Source organism: Metabacillus sp. KUDC1714 (genome assembly GCF_014217835.1).
GTDB classification, from domain to species: domain Bacteria; phylum Bacillota; class Bacilli; order Bacillales; family Bacillaceae; genus Metabacillus; species Metabacillus rhizosphaerae.
On the sequence record NZ_CP055263.1, the window covers coordinates 1188326 to 1200760 of the forward strand.

General features: G+C 34.8%; 11 protein-coding genes and 1 pseudogene. 2 read left to right on the forward strand and 10 right to left on the reverse strand.

Going from position 1 to position 12435, the window contains the following annotated elements:
- The first annotated feature begins 193 nt into the window (after nucleotides 1–193).
- The gene (locus tag HUW50_RS05790) at nucleotides 194–955 is read left to right on the forward strand and encodes a TrmB family transcriptional regulator (protein ID WP_066329132.1); all 762 of its coding nucleotides are present in this window, start codon (nucleotides 194–196) and stop codon (nucleotides 953–955) included.
- Nucleotides 956–1079: 124 nt separating this feature from the next.
- On the opposite strand, the gene HUW50_RS05795 is transcribed toward HUW50_RS05790, so the two are convergent.
- The 5 genes and pseudogenes from HUW50_RS05795 to HUW50_RS05815 all read right to left on the reverse strand — a co-directional run bounded on the left by HUW50_RS05795 (nucleotide 1080) and on the right by HUW50_RS05815 (nucleotide 6288).
- Nucleotides 1080–2363 (reverse strand): NCS2 family permease, encoded by a 1284-nt coding sequence (locus tag HUW50_RS05795; RefSeq protein WP_083964506.1) that lies wholly within the window; start codon nucleotides 2361–2363, stop codon nucleotides 1080–1082.
- Between the two features lie 15 nt (nucleotides 2364–2378).
- Nucleotides 2379–3191 (reverse strand): purine-nucleoside phosphorylase, encoded by an 813-nt coding sequence (locus tag HUW50_RS05800; RefSeq protein ID WP_185653769.1) that lies wholly within the window; start codon nucleotides 3189–3191, stop codon nucleotides 2379–2381.
- A 46-nt stretch (nucleotides 3192–3237) separates the two neighbouring features.
- The gene (locus tag HUW50_RS05805) at nucleotides 3238–4572 is read right to left on the reverse strand and encodes an amidohydrolase family protein (protein WP_185654041.1); all 1335 of its coding nucleotides are present in this window, start codon (nucleotides 4570–4572) and stop codon (nucleotides 3238–3240) included.
- Between the two features lie 515 nt (nucleotides 4573–5087).
- Nucleotides 5088–5494, reverse strand: a pseudogene (locus HUW50_RS05810) (NUDIX hydrolase).
- 308 nt (nucleotides 5495–5802) lie between these two features.
- Complete coding sequence (locus HUW50_RS05815) at nucleotides 5803–6288, reverse strand: HIT family protein (RefSeq protein ID WP_066329140.1); 486 nt, start codon at nucleotides 6286–6288, stop codon at nucleotides 5803–5805.
- Between the two features lie 190 nt (nucleotides 6289–6478).
- Here HUW50_RS05815 and HUW50_RS05820 point away from each other — a divergent pair, with 190 nt between their 5' ends.
- Nucleotides 6479–6940 carry an AraC family transcriptional regulator gene (locus HUW50_RS05820; RefSeq protein WP_066329142.1) on the forward strand — a complete coding sequence of 154 codons (462 nt, stop codon included), beginning with the start codon at nucleotides 6479–6481 and terminating at the stop codon, nucleotides 6938–6940.
- Here the strand turns inward: HUW50_RS05820 and HUW50_RS05825 are convergent.
- From HUW50_RS05825 to HUW50_RS05845, 5 genes are all read right to left on the reverse strand, one after another.
- Nucleotides 6937–7263 (reverse strand): MFS transporter, encoded by a 327-nt coding sequence (locus HUW50_RS05825; RefSeq protein ID WP_066329144.1) that lies wholly within the window; start codon nucleotides 7261–7263, stop codon nucleotides 6937–6939. The two genes, HUW50_RS05820 and HUW50_RS05825, sit on opposite strands and share 4 nt — an antisense overlap.
- A gap of 392 nt (nucleotides 7264–7655) precedes the next feature.
- A complete protein-coding gene (locus HUW50_RS05830) occupies nucleotides 7656–9089 on the reverse strand; it encodes a glycoside hydrolase family 32 protein (RefSeq protein ID WP_083964507.1) in 1434 nt (477 codons plus the stop codon).
- 12 nt (nucleotides 9090–9101) lie between these two features.
- Complete coding sequence (locus HUW50_RS05835) at nucleotides 9102–9935, reverse strand: carbohydrate ABC transporter permease (protein ID WP_066329150.1); 834 nt, start codon at nucleotides 9933–9935, stop codon at nucleotides 9102–9104.
- The gene (locus HUW50_RS05840) at nucleotides 9932–10873 is read right to left on the reverse strand and encodes a carbohydrate ABC transporter permease (RefSeq protein WP_066329151.1); all 942 of its coding nucleotides are present in this window, start codon (nucleotides 10871–10873) and stop codon (nucleotides 9932–9934) included. The genes HUW50_RS05835 and HUW50_RS05840 overlap by 4 nt, the downstream gene beginning before the upstream one ends.
- A 68-nt stretch (nucleotides 10874–10941) precedes the next feature.
- Nucleotides 10942–12321 (reverse strand): extracellular solute-binding protein, encoded by a 1380-nt coding sequence (locus tag HUW50_RS05845; RefSeq protein ID WP_066329156.1) that lies wholly within the window; start codon nucleotides 12319–12321, stop codon nucleotides 10942–10944.
- Nucleotides 12322–12435 lie beyond the last annotated feature (114 nt).

Genomic DNA, 12435 nt, shown 5'->3' on the forward strand with positions numbered 1-12435 from the left:
AATATCAAAATTAGACAAAAGAATTTTAAAGAAATAATAAAAATATTGTAGGAATGCATAATATTGAAATATAACTGGGTTTTAAATTATTATTGGTAATAGAAATAAATAGTGGCACCTATACAGATAAATGCACTTGAATAATCTACTAGATGTTTACATAATTGAAGCTCTATAGGAGGATATATATTAGATGTTACAAAAGTTTGGTTTTTCACAATATGAAAGTAGTGTTTACGAAGTCCTAGTATCAAGTGAGGAACCCATGGATGCTACTAACATTGTTAAGTATTCGGGAGTTCCAAAATCAAAAGTATATGAGGTCATATCACGGATGATTGAAAAAGGAATGATATTGGATTCTGTATCCGAAAATAAAAAGCTATATATCGGATTACCCTTATCACTAGCTATTGAAAAATTGAATAATGAATTTCAAAGCAATATAAAGCAATTACAAAACAACAATACTAAAAAAAAGTCATACTATGATGAACACGTATGGAGTTTGAAAGTTGACTCATCAATTCGGGTACAAAGTAAACAACTTGTTCAAGATGCAAAAAAATCTATTAGAATTTCATCTTGGAATGATGACCTAAAGGAATATTTACCATTATTAAATGAAAAGGAAAAGCAAGGTGTAGATGTTGAAGTACTTGTTGTAGGTGAATTAGAAACAAATTTATCGAATACGCACACCCTAATTCCTGCAACTGAACATCAGTCCCTAGAACTGTTTCGATTAATTATTGTAGATGAAAAAGAAGTTATTTTTGCAGGTATGGAAGAGAACTCATGGCAAGCATTAAAGACAATGTCAAAACCATTTATAAAGATTTTTACAGAATTCTTTTACCATGATCTTGCGTTAGCAAAGATTAATGAAAAACATTACGATTTGTTAATGAATGATTCTGAAATAAAAAGCATTCTAATGAAATTACGCTATTAATCAAGAATACACCTACTGACTACATTTCCAAAATTAGATTGTTAATTTAAACTACACCTTAAAGTTGACTATCTCTTTATCAACTTTAAGGTGTATTCTTTATAAATGACGCTAGTGTATAGTCCTAATGTATAAGTAAGGCAGAAGCGACAATATTTAATAGAAAGAGAATAGAAATCAGATACACTAGAGGTGAAACTTGCTTCCATTTACCGATAGCTATTTTGACTATTGGATACACAATAAATCCAAACGCTAACCCATCTGCAATACTGGATGTCATAGGTATACATATAATAATTAAAAATGCCGGAAATCCCTCTGAAAAGTCATGGAAAGGTATGTCTTGGATTGACTTCATCATAAGTGCTCCAATGATAATCAGCACAGGTGCTACAGCGTTTCCAGGAATTAGTTGTATTAAAGGCATAGCTATTATAGAGAAACCAAATAAAATAGCGACGATAAAAGCAGGTATCCCTGTTTTTCCACCTTCAGTAATTCCTGCAGCACTCTCAGCAGAAGCAATTGTAGGGCTTGTACCTACTAATCCCGAAGCTACTGTAGAGATTGCTACAGCTTTGTAAGCCCGAGGGAATTTCTTTATATCGGGTAACATCCCACTTAATAACCCCATATTTTCAAATAAAACAATCATCGTCATAGAGAAAACAGCGATCCAAAATGGAATTTGAAATATATTTAATTCGCTAAAAGTAAATAGATATTTGCTTTGTGTTTGAAAGTCAACTACATTGGATGAGTTACCCTCAGTAAATGTAATCGTCAAGAAACTAGTAATAATAATTCCGATTAGCAAACTGCCTTTTACATTCCGTACAAATAATATAAGTGTGATGATTATCCCTACTATTGTCGAGAGCGTGACAGGACTACCTAAGTGTCCTAGGGCAACAACTGTGGTTTCACTAGATTGAATAATTCCGCCTTTTTGTAATCCGATAAAAGTAAGAAATAGACCAATACCAACTGTAATTCCATGCTTTAAAGAGGCGGGGACTGAATCTAAAATTCTATTGCCAAAAGTAGAGATACTAACAATAAAGAAAAATAGTCCTGCTAATATGACTACAACAAGTCCTTGCTGCGGAGAAAGTCCTAATGATTGAACCATAGTGTAACTAAAGAAAGCATTGACTCCCATGCCCGGAATCACAATAATAGGGGCATTTACCCAAATAGCCATCAGTAAACAACCTATAATTGATGCGACAATGGTTGCTATTACTGTCGTACCAATAGGAATACCGGCATCTTTTAAGATTAGGGGGTTGGCTAAGATGATATAGGCACATGTAAAAAATGATGTTAAACCGGCCATTAATTCCCTTTTCCAGGTAGTATTATTCTCTTCTAGTTGAAAGTGTTGAATTATTCGCTGAATCATTTTCTATTCCTCCATCTACATATCAGCCACAATTTCTTTTACTAATATTAAAAATTGAGCTTTGATTTTCTCGGTCGTTTCCATCACTTCTTCATGAGTCAAAGAATATTCAGATATACCAGCAGCCATATTACTAATGCAAGAAATACCTATTACCTCTAATCCCGAATGTTTAGCTACTATTACTTCTGGAACTGTCGACATTCCAACTGCATCCGCACCTATTACACTTAAAAACTTTATCTCTGCTGGTGTTTCATAACTAGGTCCCGGCATTCCAGCATAAACACCTTCTAAAACATTTATTTTGTTTTTATTTGCAATTTCTTTTGCCAAATTAATTAAACTCTTTGAATAAGCCTCAGTCAAATCAGGGAACCTTAATCCCTCACTATTCGGACCAATTAGCGGATTTTGAGAGGTCAAATTAATATGATCCTTAATAATCATTAAATCACCCGTTTTAAATGATGGATTAATCCCCCCAGCTGCATTTGTTACAATAATTTGCTGAACTCCAATAGCCTTCATTATGCGAATTGGATACGTTACAGCATCAAGAGAATGTCCTTCATAATAATGAAAGCGTCCTTGCATTGCAATGACACGTTTACCTCTTAAGTTTCCGATTACCAAGCGACCTTCATGACCTTCCACTGTTGAAACAGGAAAATGTGGAATTTCATCATAGTTAATATAGACGGGATTTTCAATTTCCTCAGCTAATATCCCAAGTCCAGAACCTAGAACAAGCCCAACCGATGGACAAAACTTAATTTTAGATAATAAATATTCCTTTGTTTGTTGAATTTTTTCACTATTCTTCATTGTTTTTCTCCTTTCAAATTAAAAAAATTATAATGTTTATATTTTTTTAGCAAACTAGTTTACCTTGCAAACGATTTGCTTCTGCTATTACTTTCTCTTCATCAATTGTTAAGCAGACTCTGTCTTTTACAATATTTTTACCATCAATATAAACATCACAAATGTCATTTCCATGTGCAGCATATAATAAATGTGAATATGCCGCACTAATTGGTTGTAAATGCTCTTTATCGTAAGGATATATTGTTATAAAGTCAGCCTTCTTTCCAACTTCTAAGGAACCAGTATTCCCCATACCAATAGCTTCCGCTCCTATTCTAGTTGCTAAAGCTAAGGTTTTTTCAGCAGGCAACTTAGTAGCATCTTTATACATTCCTTTTTGAAGCAATGCAGCAACTCTCATTTCCTCAAACATATCCAGATTGTTATTTGAAGCAACACTATCGGTTGCAATTCCTACCTTAATACCACTATCTAAAAGACTAACAATATCGGCAACCCCGGATCCTAGTTTCAAATTACTAATAGGGTTATGGGCAACTCGAACATCGTAATGTTTTAATATTTCTCGCTCTTCATCGTTAAGGACTACTCCATGTGCCATAATAGTTGGTTGATTAAAAATCCCTAAACTACGAAGATACTCGACAGGACGAACACCATAACGTTTTTCAATTTCATAGACTTCATTTTCAGTTTCAGAGACATGCGTGTGTACCATTAATTCATTTTCTTTGGCAATCCTTAGACTTTCTAGAAGGGCTTCTGTTCTACACGCATACGGACTATGCGGTGAAACCATAGTGGTTAAACGTCCATCAGCCACCCTCTTATACTTTTTAGCAAAACGCTCAGCTTCTACTAAATTCCGCTTTTGTTCTATCTGAGATCCCATGCTAAATATTGTATGGGAAAAAGCACCCCGAATCCCTGTACTCAAAATAGATTCCATTATCTCATCCGAATCGATTCCATTAGGATTAAACATGTCTGAGAATGTAGTTGTCCCAGTTTTTAACATTTCCAATATTCCAAGTTGAGCACTTACAGAAGCAATTTCTGTAGTATATTGTTGTTCCAGTGGCCATATTTTAGTTTCTAACCATGGTTTTAACAGCATATCATCTCCTTTACCACGCAAAAGAGTCATAAGAATATGTGAGTGTGTATTTACTAGTCCAGGAAGAACCCATTTCCCTTTTAAATCCACTATTTGCTCTACATCTATTAATTCCGATAATTGCTGGCCAATGTAGGATATGGAATTATCCTCTGTAATCATCATTCCATTTTCAAAAATTAAATTATCCTTATCTAAAGTAAAAAAAGTAGCGTTAACATAAGCTATTTTCAAATCTAAAACTCCTCCAAAATCAGTCATTTTTAAATTTTTTCTGAATAAAAACATACTTCTAATTGTTTACTCTATCTACTAAGAGATTCCTCGCATTTGTATCCGCTTACCCCTTTCTTAATTGACTACATTATTTCCTGAAATAGGGAAATCCCTTCCACACCCAATTAGGTTACCACCATAATGGTAACTATTTATCTTAAGAATAGGTTACATGGTTAGAATATTGTTGTCAAATATAAATTTTACAAACTTTAAATATTTATATGGTTTTAGTATTGTATGGGGATTCTAGAATCTGTGGAGTTATTCTAGATGTTCTTAGAATAGAAAAAGTATTGATGAGGTGTATGATTGGTATTTTCTTACTTATTTATAAAAATAGTCTGCTCACGATAGCTAGTTATGCCTGGTGCTCATGCAGGTTGGATTTCTTATCTTACTCCAAAAAAATGGCACAATAAAAATAAGTGCTCATCCTTGTTAAAGGAAAGCACCCAATTTTTAAAGTATTTAATTATATATATTGATGCTTTCCTGCATTAGAATTCAACATAAAAGGGTTGAAGATTGTCGTTTAAACAATATTCTATTCTTTGCCGAAAATTTTTCCAGGTGACCATCTCTAGTGCCTTACTTACTGGAAAAAAACCTACTTCTAATCTTTCAGAACTAGTAGTTAATTCTCCACCTATAGGTACTCCAAAAACAATGTATTACATATTGAGCCTCTTACATTCTGAAATACACCACAAAATCTAACTACTTCAATATCAATACCCGATTCTTCCTTTGTTTCTCTGATAGCAGCGTCCTTTAACGATTCCCCTTCTTCAACCTGCCCACCAGGCATCTCCCATCCTCTACGTGGACCTTTAATTAATAAAATTTCATTTTGATTATTTAATACAATAGTAGCTGCCGAAACGATATGTTTTGGTGGTGACATATTTAACCTCCTTAAAAGTTAATGCTATATGTCAATTCTATATTTTAGTAAGTAATCCTCCTTAAGGTTAAGCAAATATAAAATGGCAAATCTCATAGTGAATTTTTTCAGATGCTTAAGATCATTATTGCTTTTTACCCTTCATTTATTTAACAATTATTGCTACAAATGTTCCTCAGTAAATTTTTTTATAAAAACTTTTTTAAAAGATAAACTACTTAGTTCTAATATGAAAACTAATAATAAAGGAATTTCTAGAGCAGAATGCGTATCTAAAGTTAACGCTATCCGATAGTTTAATAATGATCTTATTTATTTAACTCTTTAGTTAAAGACGCAATCGCATCCATTACTTCTTGAATATTCTCTTTGCTATTCACTTCATTTCGAGCGTGGAGTAGAGTAGGTCTAACAGATTCAACTGAGCGACCAAATTCATACATCCATTTATATCTTGGAACCATCCAAGTATGGAAATGATGGGTTGTGTCTTCATTATAAAAATAATAAACATATTTTATTCCTAAAACAGTTCTTTGAGCCTCCCTGATCTTTGACAGAACCTTTATATAATCTATCTTTTCTTCTTCTGTTAATTCATCAAAACATTTTATATGTCGCTTAGAAGCTAATATTATTAGTCCCTTTATAGGATAAGCAACATCTTGATGAGCGTGAAAATACTCAGTTTCAAGCACCACACCACCATCTGGCTCAATCAATCCACTTGTTATTGCACAACTTAAACACTTTACTTCTACTGTTTTTCCATTTGATAAAGTTATTTGTCGCACGATCTGCTCCTCCTATTCTATATTTCATGGGAATCTCTACCCTTTAGCCTTCTTCAAGACTACACAGTAGTGAAAAGCAAAGCCTCATATTATTGAATATTATCAATTTTAAAAATTCACATGATAATATTTTTATATCATGATAGCATTCAAATTTAATAACAATTTTAGTAAAGAAAGGGGAAAAACTATGTATGCTAATGTCGAAAACATTCCAAAGTATCGCATTGCCTATGTGCGACAAGTTGGTCCATATGGTCCTAACAACATTCAAGCAATGGAAAAGTTAAAGAAATGGGCTGAGGAGAATAATCTTATTAAATCAGCGATTATTTTGGGAATTCCACAAGATAACCCTGAAACAACACTTCCTGAAAACTGTAGATATGATGCTTGTATTGCCATATCAGAGGATTTTCAACTTAATGATTCAATTTGTGAAAGTGAAATTTCAGGTGGAAAATATGTTATTAGCAAAGTCAAACATACAGTGGAAGATATTCAAAAAGCATGGGCTGAAATTCTCTCAACCATACAAAACAGTGAATACCAAATTGACAACAAACCGATTTTAGAAAGATACACTGGTGATATGATTAACAACGGTTATTGTGAAATATGTGTACCTGTAAAATCGTTACCATTTGATTAGTACATTATTACTTGTTCGGGCAGTGTATAATTAGAAAAAAAAGAACCTATAAACATACCGATACCTTGAGTAAACATGATGATTAAACCTTGTGCTTGTCCTTTTATTTTTTCACCTGCCACTTTATCGGTATAGAGATAGCCTGTTACGAAGAAAAAGTCCCAACAAAATCCGTGTAAAGCAATACCGATTAGCATGAATACTACAATTCCTTCTGTTGCACTTAGTGCAAACAACGACATACGAAGCACCCATGTCAGCATTCCAATTATAAACATCCATTTAAATCCCAATTTACGGAAAAAGAAAGGAATTAAATTCAATAAGAACTCCTACAGCGATAAAACCAATTGTTCCACACACACGAATGACTGGGAGGTTTTACAGAATATCCCATATTTCTAATGCTTATATTATTTGAAGTTGGATTAAACAAAAGCATATAAATAAACATAAGCCAAACAAATGATTTACCGTTACCTGAATTAATTTGTGCTGGAAGTAACCACAAAAGAATGCTCCCCCAAGATTAACTAGACCTAACACTTTTTGTGAAGGGACAAATCGATCTGTAATCATGCCTATAAAAACTGGAGAAATAATAGCAACTATGCCACCTACGGCATATGCAGGTGCAAAATAAATATACAAGTTACATCCTATATGTTTAAATAAAACAGCCCTGTTGTTAAACAGAGCTGTTTTATTTCGTTTATTAAGAACTAAACGCCTCATAACGAACTTCTTTTAATTGGGCTCCTTTTCCGGAAAGGACAATGCTTGTTCCTTTTTCTTTTTCATATGCCGTAAATGTTGCGACTTTTTCGCCCTTATTCACAAAGATTTCAATTGAATGAAGATCCACATAAAATTCTAGTGTGTTTTCTTCATTGTTAAAACAGTCACGTACGGTAATTGGTTCACTATCTCCATAATCAGAAGTAATCACAACAGAATTGGATGATGGATCGACACTCACGCGTGTTGCTGTTGTTTCTTTCTTGTTTAATTCAACAACAAACGATCCACTCTTAGATAATAGTGATAGGGATAAATATCCTGTTCTTCCGCTTTCAATGTGCAAGTCCTCATTTAATGAAACATGTTCATGAACAGCAACAGGTGTGAAATAATCGTCATGACTAATATAAGCTTGTTGAATCAATGTGTTGTTTTTGATGTGTAACTTTCTTGGTAAACTCATCATGCCGTTATAGCCGTACTCTTTTGGTGGTGTTGCTTTTGTCCAACGATGCATCCATCCAATTAAAAGTCTCTCTCCGTTTTGACCGTCCGTTGTTTGTGGTGCGTAAAACGTTGCATAATCTAGCAAGCCCTTTGCCTCAGGATTGAATGCTCCGTTTTCAAAATCCATGTGTCCAATCACATAAGACGTCTTTTTCTCTACTTCTCCGTCAAATTCAGGGTCGCATGGCATTTCTGAGAAAATCAATATATCTTTTCCATCTAAGTGGAAGAGATCTGGACATTCTAGTAACGTATTTTCTTTACATGGCATTTGAAAAATAGAAGAATGAAAGCTCCACTGAAGTAAATCTTTTGATTGGAACATGATGATTTCACCACGTCGTTTCGCATTTCTTACCGCTAATACACAGTAGTATTCCCCGTCACGCTCTAACACTTTAGGGTCTCTGAAATCACAAATGAGATACCCATCTGGCAATTCTTTTTCGCCAATCACAGGATTTAATTTGGATTTCTTGAAATGGATACCATCCTCTGACACTGCAACACACTGACGTTCAGCAATTTGTGATTCATCTTTATCAAACCCTAAGTTAGGATCAATATGACCTGTATAAATTAGATAGAGCTTCCCATCCTTTTCAATCGCACTTCCAGAAAAACATCCGTTTGCATCATACGCTTTGTCATTGGCCATCGCTACGGGAAGGTACTCCCAATTGACAAAATCATTTGTTGTTGCATGTCCCCAATGCATGTCATTCCATACAATGTCATACGGGTAATACTGATAAAAGAGCTGGTATTTCCCTTTGTAGAATGAAAAACCATTTGGGTCATTGATCCATCCGATTTCTGGTGAAAAGTGAAAAAGGGGTCGGTTATTTGTTTTATGTTTGTTTTCTTTGATATAGTCGTTTGCTTTTTGTAGTCGATTCATAGGGCACCTCTTTTATTTAATTCCACTTTGCATGGAACCTTCCACAATGTATTTTTGGAAAATGATATAAAGAATAACGATTGGAATCGTTACGATTGTTAGTGCTGCCATCATGTGACTTGTGAAAATGTTATACGTGTCTGCAAAAACAGCATTTAGGGCAACTTGAATTGGCATTAAATCTGCGTTTGATAACGCCATAACCGGCCATAGAAAATCGTTCCATGAAGCTAAGAACGTTAAAATTCCAACAGTAATATACATATTTAAGCTTGACGGCATGACGATTCGGAAGAAACATCCGACTTCACTTAGTCCATCGATTTTTCCTGATTCAATCAATTCACCAGGGAAAGATAAGAAGTGTTGTCTGAATAAGAAAATGTTCATCACATTGATGATAAATGGCAGCAAATAACCTGGAATCGTGTTGATTAATCCCATTTCATTTACCACTAAAAACAATGGAAGAATGGTCGCTTCAATTGGCACAATCATAAGAGCGATAATAAAAATTAAAATCCAATCTTTAAATGGGAATTTAAATCTTGCTAGAGCATATCCTGCCAATGAATTGATGGTTAATCCTACAACTACTGTAACGGATGCATAAATCAAACTATTTCCAACGTTTTTAAAGATGTTATAAAAACCTAATAACTCCACATAGGAATCAAACGAAAGATCAGAAAATCTTGGAACAAAGGCAAATATTGTATCAATATCTTTGTAAATCACTTCATCGATTTTAAATGAAGAAAGAATCATCCATATAAGAGGAAGTAAAAATTGTAATGCCACAAGAGACGCCAAGATATAAAACAAGGTTTTCTTTACAATTTTCATGCTACTTTCTCCTCTCTAAATAGCTTTTTAATAATGATTGAGATAACGACTAAGAAAATCGTGAATACTAATGTAATCGCACTTGCATATCCAATGTTTCGGTGACGGAATCCATACTCATAAATGTATTGCAAAATGGTAATCGTTGAGTAATCCGGACCTCCACCTGTCATAACCATCGGTTGAACAATGAGTTTAAACGCCTGAATCGTGGTGGTGATCACCAAAAACATCAGAATGGGTTTTAATGACGGAATGGTAATAAATAAAAACTTTTGGAACGCATTGGCTCCGTCAATGTCCGCTGCTTCATAAAGACTTCCATCAATATTTTTAAGTCCTGCTAAAAAGATCATCATTTGATACCCACACCCTGACCATGCAGAGATCGCAATGATCGTATACATTGCTTGAGACGCACTTGAGAGGAAAGGCTGCTTGGAAATTCCGACATTTTCAAGGAGTTCATTAATTAATCCAGATGTTGGGTTTAACATAACCGTCCATAGGATTGAGATGACAACAAGAGATAAAACAGCTGGTGAAAAATAGGCGGTACGGAAGAACCCTACGCCTCTGATTTTTTTGTTGACAATGAGCGCAAGTCCTAGTGCCATCGATAGTTGCAGAGGAACAACAAACACCACAAACTTAATCGTGTTCATGAAACTTTGTATCAACACTTCATCTGTCATCATTCGCTTAAAGTTTTCAAGCCCAATAAATTCTTTATCGTTTGGTTTTAATAAATAGTAATCCGTAAACCCGTACGTAAATGCTAGAATAATTGGTAAGACAATGAAGAGAATCGCAAGAATTAAAGCAGGTGTTAAAAATCCGTAAGCGGACACGATATCTCTTTTTCTATGATGCTCGCTTTGTCTGAAGTGTTCGGTTGTATTTCTCACTTTTACAAAACGTTTGATGAATTGCTTCATGGTTTACACCCCTTTTTAAAAAAAGTAGGAGGTGAGGTCACCGCCTCACCTCCTACTTTTACAAACGATTATTTTTTGTACTTTGCAAATTCTAATTCAATTTTCTTCGCTGCATCGTCTAAATATTGCTTGATCGTTGCTTCATCTGTCGCTTTGTTTTGAGCGATTTTTAGAATGACGTCTTTTGCAAAGGTTTCAGAAAGATAAGGATATCCAGGTGATACAGGACGAGATTTGTTTGTGTTTTCCACTTGATACTTTAAAACTGTCCATGCATCGTTGTGATATGGGTTGTCTGTATTTGTATCAATCGCGTCAACGGAATTGATTCTTGTTGGAATGGAACCGTTTTTAGCGAAATATTCTTTTGATGCTTCGTCGTTATTTAACCATTCCATGACTTCAACGGTTTGCTTGATGCGTTCTTCGTCTTCTTCTTGTCCGTTACGAACAAATGCCCAAGAACCTGATGGTGTATATAACCCGTCGAAGTCTTCACTCATTTTTGGATAACGAACCGTTTTGAATTTTAAATCAGGATAATTATTGATAAGTTCATTTACATACCAGAATCCGCTAACAGATAGTGCTGATTTTCCTGAATGGAATGTTTTTTCTGATTCTGTCGCACTAGCAAGTACTGGTTCAGCAAATAATTTCGCATACTTTGTTAATGCTTCTACACTTTTGTCACTGTTTAATACGCCATCAACTGTTACACCATCTTCAGCGACGATGTTTGCATCATTTCCCCAAAGAAGTGGTGTGAAGTAGTATGTTCCTAATTCATAGGCACCTGCAGTAATGTCTGTTAGTAATAAACTTACAGCCACTTCATAATTTGCATACGCAGGATCATCCGACGTTTTTGCAAACTCGTCCACTTTTCTTGATAACTCAATAAATTGATCCCATGTCCAATCTTGATCAAGTGAAGGAACTAATGCTTTTACATCTTCAGGTAATGCATTGATCATGTCTTCGTTATACATGATGGCTACGCCTGAGTCTGAATAACCCATTCCGTAGAATTTCCCGTCCACTGTTCCTTGGTCGATGATCGCTTGCGTGAATCCATCTTTGAATCCTTCGCTCATGTATTCATCTAGTTCACCAAGTAATCCTGAATCAACGTAAGCCCCAATATCAGGTCCGTCTAATGTGAAAATATCAGGCATGTCATTTGCTGTAATTGCTGCATTCAGCTTATCTATGTAGCCTGAACCAGCTCCTGCACGTGTGATGTTTTGTATTTCGACTATAGGTCCGTCTGGATGAGCCTCATTGTAGCTCTTTACTCGGTCGGCAAACATCTTTCCTTCTGGATGATCTGCTGCGGCTTGTGTCCAAACTACAATTTTGTCACTGCTGCTAGTTTTGTCTGAACTACAAGCTGCTAACGAAAAGACTAAAGACAGTATTGAAACAAACAACATTAACTTTTTCATACTTCTCCCCCTCGTTCTTTTTAACATCTTATCAAGCGCTTTCATTATTGAAATGCGATTTAGTTCAGCGCTTTCATAAGTTAATGATAAGGTATTTACAACGCTTTCAAAATG

What these genes read in the sequence shown, in the direction of transcription:
- HUW50_RS05790 (WP_066329132.1), top strand. Translation starts at nt 194, where the DNA reads ATGTTACAAAAGTTTGGTTTTTCACAATATGAAAGTAGTGTTTACGAA.
- HUW50_RS05795 (WP_083964506.1), bottom strand. Translation starts at nt 2,363, where the DNA reads ATGATTCAGCGAATAATTCAACACTTTCAACTAGAAGAGAATAATACT.
- HUW50_RS05800 (WP_185653769.1), bottom strand. Translation starts at nt 3,191, where the DNA reads ATGAAGAATAGTGAAAAAATTCAACAAACAAAGGAATATTTATTATCT.
- HUW50_RS05805 (WP_185654041.1), bottom strand. Translation starts at nt 4,572, where the DNA reads ATGACTGATTTTGGAGGAGTTTTAGATTTGAAAATAGCTTATGTTAAC.
- HUW50_RS05820 (WP_066329142.1), top strand. Translation starts at nt 6,479, where the DNA reads ATGTATGCTAATGTCGAAAACATTCCAAAGTATCGCATTGCCTATGTG.
- HUW50_RS05830 (WP_083964507.1), bottom strand. Translation starts at nt 9,089, where the DNA reads ATGAATCGACTACAAAAAGCAAACGACTATATCAAAGAAAACAAACAT.
- HUW50_RS05835 (WP_066329150.1), bottom strand. Translation starts at nt 9,935, where the DNA reads ATGAAAATTGTAAAGAAAACCTTGTTTTATATCTTGGCGTCTCTTGTG.
- HUW50_RS05840 (WP_066329151.1), bottom strand. Translation starts at nt 10,873, where the DNA reads ATGAAGCAATTCATCAAACGTTTTGTAAAAGTGAGAAATACAACCGAA.
- HUW50_RS05845 (WP_066329156.1), bottom strand. Translation starts at nt 12,321, where the DNA reads ATGAAAAAGTTAATGTTGTTTGTTTCAATACTGTCTTTAGTCTTTTCG.